Origin of the sequence: Protofrankia symbiont of Coriaria myrtifolia (assembly GCF_900634755.1) — a bacterium.
GTDB lineage: Bacteria > Actinomycetota > Actinomycetes > Frankiales > Frankiaceae > Protofrankia > Protofrankia coriariae.
In genome coordinates this window covers 1-19,935 of the sequence record NZ_CAAAFS010000300.1, presented here as the reverse complement: position 1 = coordinate 19,935, position 19,935 = coordinate 1, and the positions used below count along the sequence as shown (strand labels likewise).

The window sequence follows — 19,935 nt, the reverse complement described above, 5'->3', positions numbered from 1 at the left end:
ACCTATACCCCACACATTAGCGGCGACAGTCTACGAGGAGCAAGCGGTCTCATCCGAGGGGCAGCAGGCGCGGGGAACGGCGCCGGAGCAGGCCGAGCGGGTCGAGATAGCGGCTCCCCTCGAGCAGGCCCCAGTGCAGGCAGGCGGCAGCGGGGCAGCCGGGATGCCCGGCGGCCAGCCGGCCGATCGGTTCGCCCGCGGCCACCGTCCGGCCGGCCGCCACGGTCGGCTCCACCGGCTCGTAGGTCGTCCGCAACGATCCGTGGCTGACGGTCGTCACACCGCGTCCAGCGATCGTTCCGGCGAACGTGACGACGCCTCGGCCGGCGGCCCGCACCTGCGTCCCCGGGGCGGCCACCAGGTCGACGCCGCGGTGGCCGGGGCCGTACGGCGACGACGGCGGGCTGAAGGCGCGGCCGAGGATGAGCGTTCCGTCCAGCGGGGCGCGCCAGAGCGGGCCTGATGGCGCTGTGACGGCACGCCCCGGTGACACCGGGTTCATGCCGGTGCCGCTCCCGAGCGGTACCGGCCCCTCGGATACCGGCCCCTCGGATACCGGTGCCGTGATGGCCGGCCGCGTGGGCGCCGGCTGTACGGAGGAGACGGGGGAGACGGCCGCCCGGGTGCCGTAGCCGGTCAGCGGATGCGGCCATCCGGTGGCCACCAGGGCGAGCAGCGCGGCCGTCAGCAGCAGGAGAAGCAACGGACGGTGTCGGGACGGCGGGATCATGGCGCCTCCGGATTTCCGGGCCGCCGCCGCGATATCATGATCAAAATGATCATGACTGTGTCGTCGACGGCCGTGAGCGTGCGGCGGGCGGGTGGCTGGCGGACCGTCGCCGGCACGGCAGGTGCGACCGTGACGCCCGAGCCCGGGCGCCGGGGCGCGTCCGTGGTGATCCGCGCACGTTCCCGCTGCTGCCACGGTGACCGGTGCGGGCCCGGCGGTCACGGCCGGACGGGCTCCTGTGGACAACCTGCCGATTGCGAGCCGGTCCGTGCACAACCCCCGTCCGGGTCGCCCGTACCCGCTGTGGACGACCCGCCTGTGGACAACCCGCCTGTGGACAACCCGCTGGGGGGCGGCACGCGGGTGGGCGTAGGATTGGGGCACGGCTCGAACGGTCGAGCTGAATCCACACGCCCTTCTCCGCCCACCCTCCCGGTGCGGCTGGAAGGCTCCCTCGGTCCGCTGCCATCCGCGGCGGTAGGGGCCAGCAGGGCGTCAGGGGTCCCGGTCGCTGGCCGGGGCCGGTAACCGAGGTGCGTCGGTACCCCCGGCGCAGAAGGGAGCGACGAGCCGTGGCCGTCGTCACCATGAAGCAGTTGCTCGAAAGCGGTGTGCATTTCGGACACCAGACGAAGCGCTGGAACCCGAAGATGAAGCGTTTCATCTTCACGGAGCGCAACGGCATTTACATCATTGACCTGCAGCAGACCCTGTCCTACATCGACCGTGCCTACGACTTCGTCAAGGAGACCGTCGCGCACGGTGGCACCGTCCTGTTCATCGGCACGAAGAAGCAGGCTCAGGAAGCCATCGAGGAGCAGGCGCAGCGGGTCGGCATGCCCTACGTCAAGGAGCGTTGGCTCGGTGGCATGCTCACCAACTTCTCCACGGTGTACAAGCGCCTCCAGCGGCTGAAGGAGCTCGAGGAGATCGAGCTGACCGGCGGCACCGAGGTTCGGACGAAGAAGGAACAGCTCGTGCTGTCCCGGGAGAAGGCCAAGCTCGAGCGGACCCTTGGCGGTATCCGGGACATGACCCGGGTGCCGAGCGCGGTCTGGGTCGTCGACACGAAGAAGGAGCACATCGCCGTCGGGGAGGCCCGCAAGCTCGGCATCCCGGTCGTCGCGATCCTGGACACCAACTGCGACCCGGACGAGGTCGACTACCCGATCCCCGGCAACGACGACGCCATCCGCTCCGCGACCCTGCTCACCCGGGTGGTGGCCGACGCCGTGGCGGACGGGCTGGTGGCCCGTGCGGGTGGGACGACGTCGGCGGACGTCAAGCCGGAGACGCCCAGCGGCGGGGAGCCACTGACCGAGTGGGAGCAGGAGCTGCTGCGGGGGCAGGTGTCCTCCGCCGACGCGCCGGCCACGGCCGGCTCCGAGGCGCAGCAGCCGGCTGGTCAGGCGCCGGCCGCGCCGGCCGTGCCGGCCCACCCCGACTCCGACACGGTCTCCGCGGTGGGCGCCGCGACCGCCCGGGTCTGACCAGCCGTCCCGGACGCTGGCCTGCCCGGCCTTCGTGCGGTACCCGCCAGCACATCCTCGCAAGATCCAGTAGCGACCCTACGGGGACACCGGGGCCCGGCAGCGTGAACGTGAAGAAGTGACGATCGCGCTGCCCGCGGCCCCGGTGGCTCCCACCAACACCAGCAGCCGGATGGAACGAGAAGAGCACCATGGCAGAAATCACCGCCGCTGACATTCGCAAGCTCCGGGAACTCACCGGCGCCGGGATGAGCGACGTCAAGAAAGCGCTCGTCGAGAACGACGGCGACTTCGAGAAGGCCAGGTCCTGGCTGCGGGAGAAGGGCCTGGCGCAGGTCGCCAAGCGGGCTGGGCGCAGCGCCTCCAACGGCCTGGTGGAGTCCTACCTGCACAAGACCGACCCGCAGCTGCCCCCCACCATCGGTGTCCTGCTGGAACTGAAGTGCGAAACCGACTTCGTCGCGAAGACCGACCAGTTCAAGCAGCTCGCGCGGGACATCGCGCAGCACGTCGCGGCGGCGGATCCGCTCTACGTGACCGCGGAGCAGATCCCGAACGAGGTTCTCGAGCAGGAGAAGAAGATCTACGAGGCCGCGGCCCGCGAGGAGGGCAAGCCCGAGCAGGCGCTCCCGAAGATCGTGGAGGGGCGGCTGAACGGCTACGTGAAAGCGGTCGTCCTGCTTGAGCAGCCCTGGGTCCGAGACGGCAAGATCACTATCCGCGCGCTGCTGGAGCAGGCGGGATCCTCGCTCGGCGAGAAGATCGAGGTTGGCCGGTTCGCCCGGTTCAACGTCAAGACGGCCTGACGGGCCAGGGCCGGTTCCGGCCAGCGGTCCCGGCCCTGGCCCTGGCCCCGGCTTCTCCTCAGAGACGTTTTGCCCCTGCTGCCCGTCATGTGTACGTCCAGGTGTACGTCAAACGAACCGGAGGTGGCGGTCAGAGGTTCTGCGACCCGATCGGGTAGGGCAGACTACTCGCAGTGCATATCCACCGGCCGATGATCGTAGCCGACGGCGAGGGGGCCGCTCGTGATCGAAAACGCCATCAGGGACGCGGAAGCGGCTACACCCCATAGTGGCGTTGCCGAGGTGCACTGGCGACGGGTGTTGCTGAAGCTCTCCGGTGAGGCATTCGCCGGTGGCGAGCCACTGGGCATCGACCCGGAGACGCTCGCGACGATCGCTCGCCAGATCGCCGAGGTGAGCCGGACCGGTATCGAGGTCGCGATCGTGGTCGGTGGCGGCAACATGTTCCGTGGCCATCTGCTGGCCGAACGTGGTGTCGACCGAGCCCGGGCCGACTACATGGGCATGCTCTGCACCGTGATCAACTGCCTGGCCCTCCAGGACGCCCTCGAGCGCGAGGGAGTCGTCACCCGGGTGCAGACGGCGATCGCCATGGGCCAGGTCGCCGAGCCCTACCTGCCGCTGCGGGCCATCCGGCATCTGGAGAAGGGCCGTGTCGTCATCTTCGGCGCGGGGCTGGGGGCGCCGTTCTTCTCCACCGACACCACGGCCGCGCAGCGCGCCCTGGAAATCAAGGCACAGGCTGTTCTCAAGGCCACCAAGGTCGACGGTGTGTACGACACCGACCCAACGACGAATCCCCATGCGGTTCGTTTCGACGCACTCGTCTACGGCGAGGTGCTGTCTCGTGGGCTGAAGGTCATGGACGCCACGGCCATCAGCCTGTGCATGGACAACAGGCTGCCGATCGTGGTTTTCGACCTGCTGACGGAGGGGAACATACTGCGAGCCGTCCGCGGTGAGAAGATCGGCACCCTGGTCAGTGTGGACGAGGGCGGGACGGAAGGACGACGGTGATCGACGATGTACTCCTCGAGGCCGAGGAGAAAATGGACAAGGCGGTCGCGGTAGCGAAGGAGGACTTCGCCAACATCCGGACGGGGCGGATCACCCCGTCGGTGTTCTCGAAGGTCCTCGTCGACTATTATGGCGCGCCGACCCCGGTGAACCAGCTCGCGTCGTTCCACATTCCGGAACCGAGAATGGTGATCATCACCCCGTACGACAAGGGCTCGCTGGCCGCCATCGAGAAGGCCGTGCGCGACTCCGACCTCGGAGTGAACCCGAGCAACGACGGTACGATAATCCGCTGCCTGTTCCCGGAGCTCTCCGAGCAGCGTCGGCGTGACCTGGCCAAGGTCGCCCGGACGAAGGCGGAGGAGGCCAGGATCAGCATCCGCAACGTGCGCCGGCACAGCAAGGACGCGATCGACCGCATCGTCCGTGACGGCGAGGCCGGCGAGGACGAGGGCCGGCGCGGGGAGAAGGACCTGGACGAGGCGACGCACCGGTACGTCAGCCAGGTCGACGAGCTGCTGCGGCACAAGGAGTCGGAGCTGCTGGCGGTCTGACCGACAATCGACAGCCATCGACAGCCATCGATCGCCCCACGTTGTTCTCCGGCACCGTGAGATGACGTCGTGACCCGCACCGGCCCGGCGGTCGGCACGTCCCGCCCGCGTGGTATCCGGGCCGGTCGGGATCTGCCGGCCGCGATCGCCGTCGGGGTCGTGCTGGCCCTGGTCATCCTCGTCCCCCTGTTCACCGTCCGTCCGCTGTGGATCGCCGTCGTCTGTGTGGCGATGGTGGTGGGTACGTACGAACTGGTCAGGGCGCTGCGCCAGCTCGGGGCGCGGATCGCGTTGCCGCCACTGGCGGCGGGTACGGCGGCGATGCCCGTGGCCGCCTATGTCGGGGGTGCGTCCGCGCTGGTGGTGGCCCTGGCCACGACCGTCGTCGTGGTGACGGCGTGCCGTCTCGCCCACGGGGCCGACCACCTGCTCCACGATGTGGCCGCGGGAGCGTTCTGCGCGGCCTACGTGGGCCTGCCGGCCGGCTGCGCCGCACTGTTGACCAGCCCGTCGGACGGGCCGTGGCGGATAGTCGCCTGCCTGGCCACCGTGGTCGCCAGCGACATCGGCGGCTACGCGGCCGGTGTGCTCTCCGGCGGCCGGCACAAGCTCGCCCCGAACATCTCCCCGGGGAAGTCCTGGGAGGGCTTTGCCGGCTCCACCGTCACCTGTGTGGTCGTCGCCGGCACGCTGATGGCCTGGACCCTGCACGCCGCCGTCTGGCAGGGGGTGCTGCTCGGCCTCGCGGTGGTGTGCACCGCCACCGTTGGTGATCTTGGTGAGTCGCTGCTCAAACGGGACATCGGCATCAAGGACATGGGCAACCTGCTGCCGGGGCACGGCGGGATCATGGACAGGCTGGACTCGGTGCTCTGCACCGTTCCCGTGGCCTGGCTACTGATCACCGTTTTCGTGCCGCCGCCATGACCTGGCAGACTGGACGGGCCATGGCCGTCTCCTCCGCTGTCCCGTCCACCGCCGCCGGCGGCGCCGAAGCGTCCGCGCCGGCCCGGTCGGTGCCGCTCGTCGCCGCGCCCAGGCCGCGTCCGCCTCGCCATCTCGCGGATCTGACCACCACGCAGCGGCGGGAACTCACCGTCTCGCTCGGCGAGCCGGCCTTCCGAGCCGACCAGGTCGCCCGGCACTACTTCGCCAGGTACCTGCGCGCGGGCGACGCCGAGGCGATGACGGATCTTCCCGCCGCCTCCCGCGCGGCGCTGCTGGAAGCGTTGCTGCCCGCGCTGCTGACCCCCGCCAGGACCATGACCTGCGACGCCGGCGCCACCCACAAGACGCTGTGGCGGGCCTTCGACGGAGTGCTGATCGAGTCCGTCCTGATGCGCTATCCGGACCGGGCCACGGTCTGTGTGTCCAGCCAGGCCGGCTGCGGCATGGGCTGCCCGTTCTGCGCCACCGGCCAGGGTGGGCTGACCCGTAACCTGTCCGCCGCCGAGATCGTCGAGCAGGTGGTCGCCGCGGCCGGGGCCATCGCTCGCGGCGAGCTCGCCGGTGGGCCGGCCCGGCTGTCGAACGTGGTGTTCATGGGGATGGGGGAGCCGTTGGCGAACTACGCCACGGTGGTCGCGGCGCTGCGGGTGCTGACCGCCCCGCCGCCCGCGGGTCTCGGCCTGTCCGCCCGCTCGATCACCGTGAGCACCGTGGGGCTGGTGCCGGCGATCCGCCGGCTCGCCGGGGCCGGTCTGCCGGTGACGCTGGCGGTCTCCCTGCACGCGCCCGACGACGAGCTGCGGGACAGTCTGGTCCCGGTGAACAGGCGCTGGCCGGTGGCCGAGGTGCTCACCGCCGCGTGGGAGTACGCCGAGACGACCGGCCGCCGGGTCAGCATCGAGTACGCCCTGATCGACGATGTCAACGACCAGCCGGAACGCGCCGACGCGCTGGCGGACCTGCTCGTCGGCAGGCTCGCCCACGTCAACCTGATCCCGCTCAACCCGACCCGGGGGGTGTCCTGGCAGGCCAGCGAGCGGCGCCGGGAGCGCGAGTTCGTCCGCCGGTTACGGTTACGCGGTATAACGGCCACTGTTCGCGACACCAGGGGGCGTGACATCGCGGCGGCCTGCGGGCAGCTCGCCGCCGACGCCCCGACCGGGCTGAGTGGGCCGGGTACGGACCGGCCGGACGGGAGTGGCCGTGCCGGCAGGTGAGCGCCGTTCCGCCCGCCGGGTCCCGCCCCGCCGCTCCCCCCTGTGGGGGCCGCTCGTCGCGGTGATCGGGGCGATAATGATCGTTGTTGTGCTGATTCTGTATGCCGGCGGGCACGGCGGCGGCACGGTCACCGAGACCGGGCAGTCGGACGCCGCGACGGGCCCTGACACCGCCAGCGTGCTGCCGGGGGCAGCCGGCGGCACCGGCGGCGCCGGTACACCGCGGGCGTCGGCGTCACCGGCTGTGGTGAGCGGATGCGTCTCCGGCAAGAACATCTCGGCCGGATCGAGCCACCAGACGCTGCGGGTCGGCGCGGACACCCGTGGCTATCAGCTCGCTGTCCCCGCTGGGAGCATCCCGGCCAGACCACTCCCGCTGATCGTCGTCTTCCACGCCGTCGGGGAGAACGCCGCCGCGGTGGAGGGCTACACCCACCTGAGCGAGGTCGGCGCCAGGTCCGGCTACGCGGTGGCCACGCCGGACGGCGTGGACGGGAAGTGGAACTTCGTCCGCCGCCCCGCGGCCGGCCCAGACGACGTGGCCTTCGTGGCCGCGCTCGTCAACGACCTGACCGCGCGGACGTGTCTGGACGCCCAGCGGGTCTTCGCCACCGGCCTCGGGGACGGCGCGGACATGGCGGTGACCGCGGCCTGCGCGCTGCCCGGCGTGTTCGCCGCGGTGGTGCCGGTGGCCTCCGCCGTCATACCCGCCGCCTGTGCCTCCCCGGCGCCGAGCCTGCTGGCCATCCACGGCACGAGCGACCCGGTGACGCCGCTGGATGGCGGCGGGGCCGACCGTCCCGCTCCCTTCGACGGCACCCAGGCCCAGCCGATGGAGGCCAGGTTGGGCCGTTACGCCGGCTTCGTCGGCTGCGGCCCGGCGGCCCCCTGGATCGACGACACCGGGTCGCTCGGCCTGAAGCGGCTGATCCACACGGCCTGCCCGGGCGGGCGTGACGTGGGCCTGCTGGCGGTGCAGGGCGGTGGGCACGTCTGGCCGGACCCCGGCGCCAGCCCGCCCGCGGGAGCGGCCCGCCCGCGGTTCAGCGCCACGGAGGTGGCCCTGGCCTACTTCCGGGGGCATCCGCAGCCAGCGCCGGCCAGCGCCTCGCCGGCCGCCGGGACGCCGACCCAGGCGGGCCGGTAGCCGGCCGCCGCACCGGGTCTGTGATTACTTTTGGTAACTATCCGTTCGGCAAATCGGGATATCCGGGACGATAGACTGTGGCTATGACAAATGCCATATCGGCGGTGACTGCCGCCCCCTTCTGGGCGCGGATGGTCCTGCCCAGGCAGGGCCGGGTGTCGGCATGCGAACAGGTGTCGTCGTAGCCGGATGACGCCTGCGACAATGGTTCACGTGGTCGAGTCACCGTCCCCGCGTGAGGTTGTCCTGCTCGGTTCGACCGGTTCGATCGGGACCCAAGCCATCGACGTGGTGAAACGCAATCCCGACCGGTTCCGCGTGGTGGCGCTCACCGGCGGTGGTGGCAGGGTCGACCTGCTGGCCGCCCAGGCGCTTGAGCTGGGCGTCGAGGCGGTGGGTGTGGCCCGCGCCTCCGCCGCGCAGGACCTTCAGCTCGCCTTCTACGCGGAGGCCTCCCGGCGGGGCTTCCGCCGCGGCGAGTACGCCATCCCGAAGATTCTCACCGGGCCGGACGGCGCCACGGAGGTCGCCGCCTGGCCGTCCGACGTCGTTCTCAACGGCATCACCGGGTCGGTGGGCCTCGCCCCGACGCTCGCGGCGCTGCGGGCGGGCCGCACGGTGGCCCTGGCCAACAAGGAGTCGCTCGTCGCCGGTGGCCCGCTGGTGCTCGACGCCCTCGGTGGTGACCCGTCCCGGCTCGTCCCGGTGGACTCCGAGCACTCCGCGCTCGCCCAGTGCCTGCGCGGCGGCCGGGCCGACGAGGTGCGCAAGCTCGTCCTGACCGCGAGCGGTGGGCCGTTTCGTGGCCGCACCCGTGACCAGTTGGGCGAGGTGACGCCCGAGCAGGCCCTCGCGCACCCGACGTGGGACATGGGGCCGCTCGTCACGATCAACTCGGCCACCCTGGTGAACAAGGGCCTCGAGCTGATCGAGGCGCACCTGTTCTTCGGCGTGCCCTACGACGACATCGACGTGGTCGTCCACCCGCAGTCGCTGGTGCACTCGATGGTCGAGTTCACCGACGGGTCCACGCTCGCCCAGGTCTCCCCGCCGGACATGCGGCTGCCGATCGCCCTCGCGCTGGGCTGGCCCGACCGGGTGCCGCACGCCCAGGCCCCGATGGACTGGCGCCGGGCGCAGTCGCTGACCTTCGAGCCGCTGGACGCCACCGTGTTCCCCGCGGTCGACCTCGCCCGCGAGGCCGGCCGCCGCGGGGGGACCGCGCCGGCCGTCTTCAACGCCGCCAACGAAGAGGCGGTGGCGGCCTTCCTCGACCACCGGCTGCCCTTCGTGCGCATCGTCGACGTGGTGGCCGAGGTGGTCACGGCGCATACCGTGGTGCGACGTCCGAGCCTGGACGAGGTCCTGGACACCGAGCGGGACGCGCGCGCCCGGGTGCGCGCCCTTGTCGATCAAGGAGCCTGATCGAGACGTGATGCCTTCGTGACCGAGGGGTACCCAGTAGAAGCGTGTAGGGCTGTGATCGGGGCGTGAACGCACCATGACCAACGCAGTCGGCATTGTCGCGTTCGCGCTGGCGCTGCTCGTCTCGATCCTGCTGCACGAGGCCGGCCACTTTGTGACGGCCCGTCACTACGGTATGAAGGCGTCGAAGTTCTTCGTCGGCTTCGGCCCCACCCTGTGGTCCCGGAGCAGGGGCGAGACCGAGTACGGCATCAAGGCGCTGCCGGTCGGCGGGTTCGTCAAGATCGAGGGGATGACCCTGCTCGAGGAGATCGACCCGGCCGACGCACCCCGGGCGTTCCACACCCGGCCGGCGTACCAGCGGGCCGTCGTGCTGGTGGCCGGGTCGTTCATGCACTTCGTCATCGCGCTGGTGCTGATCTACGGCGTGCTGCTGGCGCTGGGCACCTCACGCCCCAGCGAGAACACGGTCGGTCGGACGGTCTGTGTGCCGGTGGCGAACGAGTGCGCCCCGGGTGCCCCGGCCGGCCCGGCCGAACGCGCGGGCGTGCGCGCGGGCGACCAGGTGGTCAGCTTCGACGGCACGCCGATCACGAGCTGGAACCAGTTCACCCGCCTCATCCGTACCCACGGCGCGGGGGTCGCGCCCCTGGTGGTGGAGCGGGACGGCCGGACCGTCACGCTGTACCCGGAGCTGGTCTCGGTCATGCGTGACCGGCAGACCGGGCTCACCGGCAACGACCCTGTCGGGGCGATCGGGATCGCGCAGGGCTACGAGACCGTCCGGTACAACCCGATCTCGGCCGTGCCGAAGACCCTGAACGTCCTGGGCGGCGGTGTCACCGGCATGTACGACACGCTCGTGCACCGGCTCGACGAGCTCGCGAACCTGTTCAGCCCCGACCGCAACCCGAACGGCCTGGTCGGTGTGGTCGGCGCGGCCCGCGTCGGTGGCGAGCTGCTGTCCGCCCCGGACACCTCCGCGAGCCAGCGGATAGGTGACTTCGTCGTTCTCGTGGCCGGGGTCAACCTGGCGGTCGGTCTGTTCAACCTGCTGCCGCTGTTCCCGCTCGACGGTGGGCACCTGGCGGTGCTCGGTTTCGAACAGGCCCGCCATGGTGTGCGCAGGCTCGCCGGCTACCGGGGCCCGATCAAGCGTGTCGATCTTGTGAAGCTCATGCCCGCGGCGTACGTAATGGTCGCATCCTTCGCCTTGCTGAGCCTGCTCATCCTGTTCGCCGACATCGTCAATCCGATCAGATTCAACTAGCCGGCCGACGAGGGCATGATCACAACTTTTTACGCCGCCGATATCCGGAAACCGGCGAGTGGTAACACCTCGTGGCTTTCGTCCAGTTTCTGACCTTCGTGACCATCGACACGCCAGTGAGGACATCGTGACCGTAACTCTCGGCATGCCTGAGGCGCCGGCCCTCTCGATTGCCTCCCGGCGCCGCAGCCGCCAGATTCACGTCGGCAACGTGCCGGTCGGCGGGGACGCGCCCGTCTCCGTCCAGTCCATGACCACGACGCTCACCTCCGATGTCAACGCCACCTTGCAGCAGATCGCGCAGCTGACCGCCTCCGGCTGCCAGATCGTGCGCGTGGCCGTCCCCAGCCAGGACGACGCGGACGCGCTGCCCGCCATTGCCAGGAAGTCGCCGATCCCGGTTATCGCCGACATTCACTTCCAGCCGAAGTACGTGTTCGCGGCAATCAACGCCGGCTGTGCCGCCGTCCGCGTCAACCCCGGGAACATCAAGGAGTTCGACGACAAGGTCGGCGAGATCGCCCGGGCCGCCATCGACGCCGGCACCCCGATCCGCATCGGGGTCAACGCCGGTTCGCTGGACAAGCGCCTGCTGGCCAAGTACGGACGCGCCACCCCCGAAGCGCTGGTGGAGTCGGCGCTGTGGGAGTGCTCCCTGTTCGAGGAGCACGGCTTCACCGACATCAAGATCTCCGTGAAGCACCACGACCCGGTCGTGATGGTCCAGGCGTACCGGCTGCTGGCGCAGCGCTGCGACTATCCGCTGCACCTCGGGGTCACCGAGGCGGGCCCGGCGTTCCAGGGCACGATCAAGTCGGCGGTGGCCTTCGGCGCGCTGCTGTCCGAGGGCATCGGGGACACGCTGCGGGTCTCGCTGTCCGCGCCCCCGGTCGAGGAGGTCAAGGTCGGCATCGGGATCCTGGAGTCCCTGGGCCTGCGGCAGCGCACCCTGGAGATCGTCTCCTGCCCGTCCTGTGGCCGTGCCCAGGTCAACGTGTACAAGCTGGCCGAGGAGGTCAGCGCCGGGCTGGACGGGATGACCGTGCCGCTGCGGGTCGCCGTCATGGGCTGCGTGGTCAACGGCCCCGGCGAGGCGCGCGAGGCCGACCTCGGGGTGGCCTCGGGCAACGGCAAGGGGCAGATCTTCGTCCGGGGCAAGGTCATCAAGACCGTGCCCGAGGCCCAGATCGTGGAGACCCTCATCGAGGAGGCCCTGCGGCTGGCCGAGCAGATGGAGGCCGACGGCGTTTCCGGTGAACCGTCGGTTTCGGTCAGCTAACCTCAAATACCCGTGACCATGGGCCTGCCGCTGCGTTCCGCTCCCATCCGTCTGCTCGACGACCGCGACCTGCCGGCGGCGCGGGAGGTGCTGGCGCGCAATCCGATCGCCGACGTGTTCGTCGCCTCCCGCGTGCAGGCGTGCGGACTCGCTCCCTGGCGGCTCGGGGCGCAGATGTGGGGTCACATGGTCGACGGCCAGCTGGCCGCGCTGTGCTATTCGGGGGCGAACCTCTGGCCCGTGGCGGCGGGTCCGGCGTCGGCGAAGGTGTTCGCCGAACGGGCCCGTCGCCAGGGCCGCCGGTGTTCCTCGATCGTCGGGGTGGCCGAGACGGTGCTGGCGATGTGGCGGCACCTGGAACCGGGCTGGGGGCCGGCCCGCGAGGTCAGGGCGGACCAGCCGCTGCTGGCGATCTCCAAGCCGCCCGCGGTCGCCCCGGATCCGGCCGTCCGCCAAGTGCGGCCGGACGAACTGGACGTGCTGCTGCCGGCGTGCGTGGCGATGTTCACCGAGGAGATCGGGGTGTCCCCGGTCCGTGACGACGGTGGCGCGCTCTACCGGGCCCGGGTCGCCGAGTTCGTCAACCAGCGTCGTTCCTTCGCCCGCATCGAGGACGGGCGCGTGGTGTTCAAGGCCGAGATCGGCGCGGTAGCCGGGGACGTCTGCCAGATCCAGGGGGTCTGGGTGGCCCCGGAGCTGCGGGGCACGGGGATCGGGACGGCGGGTACGGCCAGCGTCGTGGCGCTGGCGCAGGCCACCCTCGCGCCCGTGGTGAGCCTCTACGTCAACGGGTACAACCATGCCGCCCGCCGGGTTTACGACCGGGTGGGCTTCTACCGGGCCGGGACCTTCGCGTCGATCCTGTTCTGACTGTCCGTTTCTGCGCGCCCACTGGCCGTTTTCTAGCCATTTTTGTGAACAAGGGGCCGGGATGGCGACCTTGTCGTGAGTCTGGCATCCTCTGTTTCTCAACCACTTCTATCGAATTGCGTGGCGCTGCGTGCTGCCACGGTGGAGGGGAAGGCTCATGTCCTCGAGGAGGCTGTGGCGTCGGGTCACGCCACTGCTCACGGCCGGCGCGCTGGCGTTGGCGCTGACGGCCTGCTCGAGCGGGGGAGACGATGACACCGTCACGACCGGCAACGCCACCGGTGGCAACCCGACCGGCACCCTGCGGCTCGGCTATTTCCCCAACCTCACCCACGCGCCCGCCGCTTACGGCATCGATCAGGGCATCTTCGCGCAGAAGCTCGGCCCGGGCGTGGAGCTGAAGACCGCGACGTTCAACTCGGGTGTCCAGGCGTCCGAAGCCCTCATTTCCGGTGCGCTGGACGCCACCTATATCGGACCGAACCCGGCGGTCAACACCTTCACCAAGTCCAAGGGTGAGGCCGTTCGGATCGTCTCGGGGGTGACCTCGGGCGGTGCCGGGCTGGTGGTGAAGAGCGACATCACCTCGGTCGAGCAGCTGCGGGGCAGGACGATCGCCACCCCGAGCCTGGGCAACACCCAGGACGTGGCCCTGCGCTACTACCTCAAGCAGCACGGCCTGGCCACCGACAAGAGCGGCGGCGGTGACGTCCAGATCCGCCCGCAGGACAACACGGTGACGGTGGACGCCTTCAAGTCCGGCGCCATCGACGGCGCGTGGGTGCCCGAGCCGACTCTGTCCCGGCTGATCTCCGACGGCGGGAAGCTGCTGGTCGACGAGGCGACGGAATGGCCCGGCGGCAGGTTCGTCACCACGTTGCTGCTGGTGCGCACCGACTACCTCAAGAGCAACCCCGAGATCGTCAGGCGTCTGGTGGAGGCGAACGCCGCCTCGATCGACGCCCTCAACGCCGACCCGGTCAAGGGCCGGGACGTGACCAACCAGGGGCTGGCGAAACTGTCCGGCAAGCCGCTGGCCGACGCCGTCATCGAGCCGGCCTGGAAGCGCCTGACGTTCACGGCCGACCCGGTCGCGTCGTCGCTGGTCGCTTCGGCCGATCACGCGACCGAGCTCGGCCTGCTGCCCAAGGCCGATCTGAATGGAATTTTCGATCTCACGGCTGTGAACGCGGTGCTGGCGGCGAGCGGCAAGCCGTCGGTGTCCGCGCAGTAGCTGTACGTTCCGGATCAGGGAGCAGTTTCCAGTGACCGCTGTCATCGACGCGAGCGCGGTCCGGATCGACGGTGTGAGCCGGATCTTCGGGTCCGGCTCACACCGCGTCCACGCACTCGACAACGTCTCCTTCGACGCCCGGCCGGGGGAGTTCGTCTGTCTGCTGGGCGCCTCCGGCTGTGGGAAGTCGACGTTGCTGGGCATCCTCGCCGGCATCGACAGCCCCACGTCCGGCACGGTCGACGTCGGTGACCGTCAGGTCGGGCTGATGTTCCAGGATTCGGCGTTGCTGCCGTGGCTGACCGCCGGGGGCAACGTCGCCCTGCCGATGAAGATCCGCGGTGTCCCCCGGGCCGACCGGAAGGCCCGGGTCGAACAGCTGCTCGCGCTGGTCCGCCTCGCCGGCCTGGCCGACAAGCGTCCGCACGAACTCTCCGGCGGTATGCGCCAGCGGGTCAGTCTCGCCAGGGCGTTCGCCCAGGAGGCGGACGTGCTGTGCATGGACGAGCCCTTCGGTGCCCTCGACGCGATGACGCGCGACCTGCTGCACGACGAGCTGGAACGGATCTGGCGGGAGACCGGTGTGACCATCCTGTTCGTCACCCACGACGTGCGGGAGGCGGTGCGCCTCGGCGACCGCGTCGTGCTGCTGTCGAGCCGGCCGGGGCGGGTGGCCGAGATCTTCGACGTCGGGCTGCCGCGTCCCCGCCGTATCGACTCGCCCGACGTGGCCGCGCTGGCCGTGGCCATCACCGACCGGCTGCGTGAGGAGGTGGTCCGCCATGGCCACTGAGGTCACGATCACGTCCGCGACGGCGCGCGCCACGCCGGTCGGGCCAGCCGCCGACATCGACGTCGACGCCGCCCTCGCCGGGCTCGACGCCCTTGAGACGGCCACCGAGCCCCGTCCCCCGCTCGCGCTGAGGATCTGGTCGGTGACCTGGCCGAAACTGGGCGCGATCATTATCTTCCTGCTGCTGTGGCAGGTCGTGGTGTGGAGCGGCTGGAAGCCCTCCTACGTGCTGCCCGGCCCGGGCGAGGCCCTCTCGGACCTGGGCCGCAGGGTCACCACCGGGGACTTCTGGTCGGCTGCCGCCCGCACCCTGCAACGGGCCGTGGCCGGATACGCACTGGCCATCCTCATCGGCGGGATCGTCGGCGTGGCCGTGGCCCGGTTCGCCCTGCTGCGGTCCGCGGTCGGCTCGTTCATCACGGCGTTGCAGACCATGCCGTCCATCGTCTGGTTCCCGTTGGCGATCCTGCTGTTCAAGCTCACCGAGTCCGCGATCCTCTTCGTCGTCGTGCTCGGCGCCGCGCCGTCGATCGCCAACGGTGTCATCAGCGGCATCGACTACGTCCCGCCCCTGCTGACCCGGCTCGGCCGGACCATGGGAGCGCGCGGCCTGCAGCTCTACCGGCTGGTGGTGGCACCGGCGGCCCTGCCGTCGGTGGTGGCCGGGCTCAAACAGGGCTGGGCGTTCGCCTGGCGCAGCCTGATGGCCGGCGAACTGCTCGTCGTCGTCCCCGGCCACCCCTCCATCGGCTCGGACCTGGAGGACAGCCGGCAGCTGCTGGACACGGTGGGCGTGCTGGCGATGATGATGACGATCTTCGTCATCGGGGTGCTGGTGGACGCCGCTTTCAACGCCGGCGACCGCCGAATGCGCGCCCGCCGGGGGCTGCTGCCGCCTCGGTCACACTGAGTTGTAGCGGATCCGGGCCGCGCGGCGGCGGGCGGCACCCGGCTCGGGCGTACGGGGACCTTGGCCGGCAAGATGGATACATGCAGATCTCCGCGCGAGCCGACTATGCCCTGCGTGCGTTGCTCACCCTGGCCGCGTCCAACGGCGATCTCGTCAAGGGTGAGACGCTGGCGACCGCGCAGGATCTGCCGCTGCGGTTCCTGGAGAACATCCTCACCGACCTGCGCCGCAGCGGCCTGGTGCGCAGCCGGCGAGGGGCTGACGGCGGCTACCGGCTCTGCCGGCCGGCGAACGAGATCACCGTGGCGATGGTCATCCGGGCCACCGACGGCCCACTGGCCAGTGTCCGGGGCCGCCGGCCGGAGGAGGCGGTGTACGAAGGCGCCGCCAAACATCTCCAGGAGGTGTGGATCGCCGTGCGGGTCAGCATCCGCCGGGTTCTTGAGGAGGTGACGCTGGCCGACATCGCCAGCGGCCACCTGCCGCCGATCGTCGGCGAGCTCGGCCGGGACCGTGACGCCTGGGTCGGCCGCTGATCTTTCCCGCCACGCTCAGAGGTTTCCCGTCACCCTCAGACACCGGGCAGTGCCCGGCTGGCCCGATCCACCGGCTGGCCCGTGGCCAGGCGTGCCTGCTGGCCGCGTACGGCCGTCCCTGCCAGCGCGTCGACCACCAGCGCGCGCAGATCGCCGACCAGCGCGTCGAGCGCGTCGTACGCGGCGGCCGCGCAGCGGTCCTCGACGGCGGCGAGCAGTTCGAGCGCGCCGGTGAGCCCGCTGGGCGGCACCGGCAGCTGGTACGCGGGCTGGGCCGCCGGCGGGCTGCCGCCGCGGCCGAGGACCTCGGCCACCAGCCGGTCCCGCAGCTCCCGGTGGGCGCTGTAGGCGGTCTGGGCGAGCAGCCGGGTCGGGTCCGAGGCGGGCCGCAGCGGCGCCAGCGCGCCACCGGCCGCGGCACAGGCGTACACGGCGGCATGCTGCACCGCCAGCAGGTCGGACAGCGCCTGGACGGTGCCCGGGTCGTCCGCCATCAGCGATCACCTGGCCAGCTGGGTGAGCAGGTCGGCATGGGCGAGTTCGGCCGCGTGGATACTGGCCAGCAGGGGGACGACGGCCGCCGCCGCCGTCAGGCACCGGGTGCGCAGCAGGGCCGCGGCCTGTTGTTCCAGTTGGACGAGCGCGGCGACCGTGACCTGTTGGGACACCGCGCTCCGTTGGGGCGTCGCCTGGTCGGCCGTGGCGAGCTGGGCGGTGGTGGGCCGGGCCGTGGCGGAACCGAACGCCCCGGGGGCCCTGGGTATCCCCGGCAGGCCGCTGGCGATCGTGAGGCCGCCGCCGGTCGCGGCCGATCCGAGACGGCCGACGTGCTCGACATGGTGGGCGCGTAGCACCGTCAGGGTGGCGGCGATCGCCGGATGCGTGCGGATCGCCTGATCATAGGCGACGAGAAGGCCCTGCTCGGACCGTGTCGCCGCCTCGAACAGGGCGCTGTCGACGGTGTCCGGGCCGCTGGGCTCGCCCGGGCCGTACGCCGACCGGTTCCAGCTACGGCCGGCGAGCACAGCCGTCGCGGCCAGGGGGAGCGCGCCGAGAACACCCCGCCGGCTCGGTCGCCGGCCAGCACCTGTCACGCTCACGGTCCAGCAGCTTGTCACAGCGACGGCGGTGGCGGCCGGACTCCCCGGCCGCCGCGGGGAGAAGCCGGTCGGGTCGGACGTAGGCTCAGGATCTCCGGAGAGCACCATCGTGGAAAGGAGCGGGTCGACATGGGCGACGCCGTGGCCGCAACCAGTGTCGCCGATGCCGGGGGTGGGCGACGTCGCGCCCGGCCCCGAAGCCCGGACGTCCGGCCCAGCTCCGCCCGGGCGGAGCTGGTGCGCCTGCTCACCCCGCAGCTTGCCGCGCGGGGGTTCGACCTGGAAGACGTCACCGTCAGCCGGGCCGGCTCCCGTAGCGTGGTCCGGGTGGTCGTGGACCGCGACGGCGGGGTGGACCTGGACGCGGTCGCCGAGGCCAGCCGGGTGGCCTCGGCCGTGCTCGACGCCGCCGAGACCGATCCGGCGGCCGGTGACCCGCCGCTGGCCGGGCCGTACGTCCTCGAGGTCAGCTCGCCCGGTGTCGATCGTCCGCTGGTGGCGCCGCGGCACTGGCACCGGGCCCGCGGGCGGCTGGTGTCGGTGCGTACCCGGGACGGCCGGGAGCTGCTCGGGCGGGTGCGCGCCACGGACGAGCAGACGGCCGAGCTGGTGCTCGAGGGTGGGCGCACGGCCGTCGGCGAAGTGCTACGGATATCCTTTGCGGACGTGGTCAGAGCCGCTGTGCAGGTGGAGTTCCGCGCAACCGACGAGGATCTCGTGACCGGCGACGAGGATCCCGCGGGCGACGAGGTCCTCGCGGCCGGCGAGGCCCAGGACGCGGAGGCGCAGCGATGAAACTCGACGTGGCGGCGTTGCGCGGCATCGAACGTGAGAAGGACATCGCCTTCGACACCCTGGTGGAGGCGATCGAGACCGCGCTGCTGACCGCCTACCGGCACACCGACGGGGCGGCCGCGGACGCTCGGGTGGTCATCGACCGGACGTCCGGGCACGTGGCGGTGTACGCCCGCGAGACCTCCCTGGACGGGATGACGCGGGAATGGGAGGACACTCCCGCGGACTTCGGCCGGATCGCCACGATGACGGCCAAGCAGGTGATCATGCAGCGGCTGCGCGAGGCCCAGCAGGAGATCACCTACGGGCAGTATGCCGACCGGGAGCACGAGGTCGTCTCCGGCGTCGTCCAGCACCACGAGCAGCGGGCCGGGTCGAAGGTCGTTCTGGTCGATCTCGGCACCATTGAGGGCGTGCTGCCGCCCGCCGAGCAGGTTCCCGGCGAACGTTTTGAGCACGGGGACCGCATCAAGTGTTATGTCGTCAGCGTCACCCGGGGCGTGCACGGCCCCACGGTGACCCTGTCGCGGACCCATCCGGAGCTGGTCAAGGGCCTGTTCCGGATGGAGGTGCCGGAGGTGGCCGACGGCACGGTGGAGATAGCCGCGATCGCCAGGGAGGCGGGCCACCGCAGCAAGATCGCAGTTCGGTCGACGGTGGCCGGGGTGAACCCGAAGGGCGCCTGCATCGGCCCGATGGGAGCGCGGGTACGGGCCGTCATGGCCGAGCTGCATGGCGAGAAGATCGACATCGTCGACTGGTCCGCTGACCCGGCCGCGTTCGTCGGTAACGCACTGTCACCAGCGCGGGTGGCCCGGGTCGAGGTCGCCGATCCCGCCGTTCGCGCGGCGCGGGTGGTCGTGCCGGACTACCAGCTCTCCCTCGCCATCGGCCGGGAAGGGCAGAACGCCCGGTTGGCGGCACGCCTGACCGGGTGGCGCATCGACATCCACTCGGACACGGAAGGCGCCGGTGACCCAGTGGCACGGGATGGTGCCGAGGCGGGTGCCCGGCGGGCCGTGTCGCCGTCCCTTCCCCGGAGATCTCCCGCTACCGGCGGCCCCTCGTCAGGTGCAACGAGATAGACTGATGGGCGCACGCCGTGCGGAGCCGGTCCGTACATGTGTGGGATGTCGTGCCCGGGTGGCGCGATCGGACCTGATGCGTACGGTGGCAGTTGGCGGTGAGCTCAGACCAGATGTTCGCCGATGTATGCCTGGGCGGGGGGCACACCTGCACCCCGATCTGGCATGCCTGGATCTCGCGGAACGCCGCAGGGCGTTTCTGCGGGCGCTGCGGGTCGCGGGGCCGCTCGGACTTGAACATGTCAGGGCGCACCTCGTCCAGCAGCGCACGGCCGGGGAGCAGCGGTAGGACGGACAGGCCTCGCACCGATGCGGGGTTGACGGAAGATCGGACGACGTCACCAGATGTCGACACGGAAGCAGGTCGAGACAGCGATGACCGCGCGATGAGCACGCAGCCATGATCACGACCGGCAGGTAACCAGGGTCACGCGGGCGGACCGCGGGCCGAACGAAGGAGCACCGTGGCAGGAAAGGCCCGCGTACATGAGCTCGCCAAGGAGCTCGGCGTCGACAGCAAGACCGTGCTTGCCAAACTGAAGGATCTCGGCGAGTTCGTGAAATCGGCATCATCCACAGTCGAGGCACCGGTCGTCCGCAAGCTCAAGGAGTCGTTCCCCTCCGAGAGCGCCGGCGCGCAGCGGCCCGCCGCGCGCGGCGGCGCCTCGGGCAACGGCGCCCGGCCGGTACCCGGTGCCCGTCCCGGGCCGGTACCGCCCCGCCCGGGCC

At 71.0% G+C, this 19,935-nt stretch carries 22 protein-coding genes; 19 read left to right on the top strand and 3 right to left on the bottom strand.

The window, feature by feature from the left end; genetic code table 11:
• Positions 1–49: 49 nt before the first annotated feature.
• Positions 50–727 carry a murein hydrolase activator EnvC family protein gene (locus tag CM1CMNOD_RS17015; protein WP_431307096.1) on the bottom strand — a complete coding sequence of 226 codons (678 nt, stop codon included), beginning with the start codon at positions 725–727 and terminating at the stop codon, positions 50–52.
• 575 nt (positions 728–1,302) lie between these two features.
• Here CM1CMNOD_RS17015 and rpsB point away from each other — a divergent pair.
• From rpsB to CM1CMNOD_RS16935, 15 genes are all read left to right on the top strand, one after another.
• Positions 1,303–2,220 (top strand): 30S ribosomal protein S2, encoded by a 918-nt coding sequence (gene rpsB / locus CM1CMNOD_RS17010; protein ID WP_013874822.1) that lies wholly within the window; start codon positions 1,303–1,305, stop codon positions 2,218–2,220.
• A gap of 191 nt (positions 2,221–2,411) precedes the next feature.
• Positions 2,412–3,026 carry a translation elongation factor Ts gene (tsf, locus tag CM1CMNOD_RS17005; RefSeq protein ID WP_013874821.1) on the top strand — a complete coding sequence of 205 codons (615 nt, stop codon included), beginning with the start codon at positions 2,412–2,414 and terminating at the stop codon, positions 3,024–3,026.
• Between the two features lie 237 nt (positions 3,027–3,263).
• Entirely contained in the window at positions 3,264–4,043 is a 780-nt protein-coding gene (gene pyrH / locus CM1CMNOD_RS16995) for a UMP kinase (protein ID WP_043606998.1), read from the top strand.
• Positions 4,040–4,597, top strand: coding sequence for a ribosome recycling factor (gene frr, locus CM1CMNOD_RS16990; protein ID WP_013874819.1), 558 nt, complete (start codon positions 4,040–4,042; stop codon positions 4,595–4,597). The genes pyrH and frr overlap by 4 nt, the downstream gene beginning before the upstream one ends.
• Before the next feature lie 69 nt (positions 4,598–4,666).
• Positions 4,667–5,524, top strand: coding sequence for a phosphatidate cytidylyltransferase (locus CM1CMNOD_RS16985; protein WP_013874818.1), 858 nt, complete (start codon positions 4,667–4,669; stop codon positions 5,522–5,524).
• Positions 5,521–6,762 (top strand): 23S rRNA (adenine(2503)-C(2))-methyltransferase RlmN, encoded by a 1,242-nt coding sequence (gene rlmN, locus CM1CMNOD_RS16980; protein WP_013874817.1) that lies wholly within the window; start codon positions 5,521–5,523, stop codon positions 6,760–6,762. The genes CM1CMNOD_RS16985 and rlmN overlap by 4 nt, the downstream gene beginning before the upstream one ends.
• Entirely contained in the window at positions 6,749–7,909 is a 1,161-nt protein-coding gene (locus tag CM1CMNOD_RS16975) for an alpha/beta hydrolase family esterase (protein ID WP_013874816.1), read from the top strand. The genes rlmN and CM1CMNOD_RS16975 overlap by 14 nt, the downstream gene beginning before the upstream one ends.
• A 204-nt stretch (positions 7,910–8,113) precedes the next feature.
• On the top strand, positions 8,114–9,334 hold the full coding sequence (gene dxr / locus CM1CMNOD_RS16970) for a 1-deoxy-D-xylulose-5-phosphate reductoisomerase (protein ID WP_013874815.1): 1,221 nt from the start codon (positions 8,114–8,116) through the stop codon (positions 9,332–9,334).
• Positions 9,335–9,410: 76 nt separating this feature from the next.
• Entirely contained in the window at positions 9,411–10,604 is a 1,194-nt protein-coding gene (locus tag CM1CMNOD_RS16965; protein ID WP_013874814.1) for a M50 family metallopeptidase, read from the top strand.
• 127 nt (positions 10,605–10,731) lie between these two features.
• Positions 10,732–11,883 (top strand): flavodoxin-dependent (E)-4-hydroxy-3-methylbut-2-enyl-diphosphate synthase, encoded by a 1,152-nt coding sequence (gene ispG, locus CM1CMNOD_RS16960; protein ID WP_013874813.1) that lies wholly within the window; start codon positions 10,732–10,734, stop codon positions 11,881–11,883.
• Positions 11,884–11,901: 18 nt separating this feature from the next.
• Positions 11,902–12,753 (top strand): GNAT family N-acetyltransferase, encoded by an 852-nt coding sequence (locus CM1CMNOD_RS16955; protein ID WP_013874812.1) that lies wholly within the window; start codon positions 11,902–11,904, stop codon positions 12,751–12,753.
• Positions 12,754–12,910: 157 nt separating this feature from the next.
• Positions 12,911–13,987 (top strand): ABC transporter substrate-binding protein, encoded by a 1,077-nt coding sequence (locus CM1CMNOD_RS16950; protein ID WP_013874811.1) that lies wholly within the window; start codon positions 12,911–12,913, stop codon positions 13,985–13,987.
• Positions 13,988–14,018: 31 nt separating this feature from the next.
• Positions 14,019–14,780, top strand: a complete 762-nt coding sequence (locus tag CM1CMNOD_RS16945) for an ABC transporter ATP-binding protein (RefSeq protein ID WP_013874810.1) — start codon at positions 14,019–14,021, stop codon at positions 14,778–14,780.
• Positions 14,770–15,690, top strand: a complete 921-nt coding sequence (locus CM1CMNOD_RS16940; protein ID WP_013874809.1) for an ABC transporter permease — start codon at positions 14,770–14,772, stop codon at positions 15,688–15,690. Before CM1CMNOD_RS16945 ends, CM1CMNOD_RS16940 begins: the two co-directional genes overlap by 11 nt.
• A gap of 80 nt (positions 15,691–15,770) precedes the next feature.
• Entirely contained in the window at positions 15,771–16,226 is a 456-nt protein-coding gene (locus tag CM1CMNOD_RS16935) for an RrF2 family transcriptional regulator (protein WP_013874808.1), read from the top strand.
• 35 nt (positions 16,227–16,261) lie between these two features.
• Here CM1CMNOD_RS16935 and CM1CMNOD_RS16930 read toward each other — a convergent pair whose 3' ends face one another.
• A complete protein-coding gene (locus CM1CMNOD_RS16930; RefSeq protein ID WP_013874807.1) occupies positions 16,262–16,720 on the bottom strand; it encodes a DUF4439 domain-containing protein in 459 nt (152 codons plus the stop codon).
• Positions 16,721–16,726: 6 nt separating this feature from the next.
• On the bottom strand, positions 16,727–17,326 hold the full coding sequence (locus tag CM1CMNOD_RS16925; RefSeq protein ID WP_131772793.1) for a hypothetical protein: 600 nt from the start codon (positions 17,324–17,326) through the stop codon (positions 16,727–16,729).
• Between the two features lie 129 nt (positions 17,327–17,455).
• On the opposite strand from CM1CMNOD_RS16925, the gene rimP reads away from it, so the two are divergent.
• The 4 genes from rimP to CM1CMNOD_RS16905 form a co-directional block, all read left to right on the top strand.
• Positions 17,456–18,121: a ribosome maturation factor RimP gene (gene rimP, locus CM1CMNOD_RS16920; protein WP_013874805.1), complete on the top strand. Its 666-nt coding sequence runs from the start codon at positions 17,456–17,458 to the stop codon at positions 18,119–18,121.
• On the top strand, positions 18,118–19,206 hold the full coding sequence (nusA, locus tag CM1CMNOD_RS16915; RefSeq protein WP_013874804.1) for a transcription termination factor NusA: 1,089 nt from the start codon (positions 18,118–18,120) through the stop codon (positions 19,204–19,206). Before rimP ends, nusA begins: the two co-directional genes overlap by 4 nt.
• Positions 19,112–19,495: a YlxR family protein gene (locus tag CM1CMNOD_RS16910; RefSeq protein WP_347176513.1), complete on the top strand. Its 384-nt coding sequence runs from the start codon at positions 19,112–19,114 to the stop codon at positions 19,493–19,495. Before nusA ends, CM1CMNOD_RS16910 begins: the two co-directional genes overlap by 95 nt.
• A gap of 175 nt (positions 19,496–19,670) precedes the next feature.
• The coding region (locus CM1CMNOD_RS16905; RefSeq protein ID WP_131774079.1) for a translation initiation factor IF-2 N-terminal domain-containing protein at positions 19,671–19,935 on the top strand (265 nt) is incomplete at its 3' end.

What these genes read in the sequence shown, in the direction of transcription:
- tsf (WP_013874821.1), top strand. Translation starts at nt 2,412, where the DNA reads ATGGCAGAAATCACCGCCGCTGACATTCGCAAGCTCCGGGAACTCACC.
- rlmN (WP_013874817.1), top strand. Translation starts at nt 5,521, where the DNA reads ATGACCTGGCAGACTGGACGGGCCATGGCCGTCTCCTCCGCTGTCCCG.
- dxr (WP_013874815.1), top strand. Translation starts at nt 8,114, where the DNA reads ATGGTTCACGTGGTCGAGTCACCGTCCCCGCGTGAGGTTGTCCTGCTC.
- CM1CMNOD_RS16965 (WP_013874814.1), top strand. Translation starts at nt 9,411, where the DNA reads ATGACCAACGCAGTCGGCATTGTCGCGTTCGCGCTGGCGCTGCTCGTC.
- CM1CMNOD_RS16955 (WP_013874812.1), top strand. Translation starts at nt 11,902, where the DNA reads ATGGGCCTGCCGCTGCGTTCCGCTCCCATCCGTCTGCTCGACGACCGC.
- CM1CMNOD_RS16950 (WP_013874811.1), top strand. Translation starts at nt 12,911, where the DNA reads ATGTCCTCGAGGAGGCTGTGGCGTCGGGTCACGCCACTGCTCACGGCC.
- CM1CMNOD_RS16940 (WP_013874809.1), top strand. Translation starts at nt 14,770, where the DNA reads ATGGCCACTGAGGTCACGATCACGTCCGCGACGGCGCGCGCCACGCCG.
- CM1CMNOD_RS16935 (WP_013874808.1), top strand. Translation starts at nt 15,771, where the DNA reads ATGCAGATCTCCGCGCGAGCCGACTATGCCCTGCGTGCGTTGCTCACC.
- CM1CMNOD_RS16930 (WP_013874807.1), bottom strand. Translation starts at nt 16,720, where the DNA reads ATGGCGGACGACCCGGGCACCGTCCAGGCGCTGTCCGACCTGCTGGCG.
- rimP (WP_013874805.1), top strand. Translation starts at nt 17,456, where the DNA reads ATGGGCGACGCCGTGGCCGCAACCAGTGTCGCCGATGCCGGGGGTGGG.
- nusA (WP_013874804.1), top strand. Translation starts at nt 18,118, where the DNA reads ATGAAACTCGACGTGGCGGCGTTGCGCGGCATCGAACGTGAGAAGGAC.
- CM1CMNOD_RS16910 (WP_347176513.1), top strand. Translation starts at nt 19,112, where the DNA reads ATGGTGCCGAGGCGGGTGCCCGGCGGGCCGTGTCGCCGTCCCTTCCCC.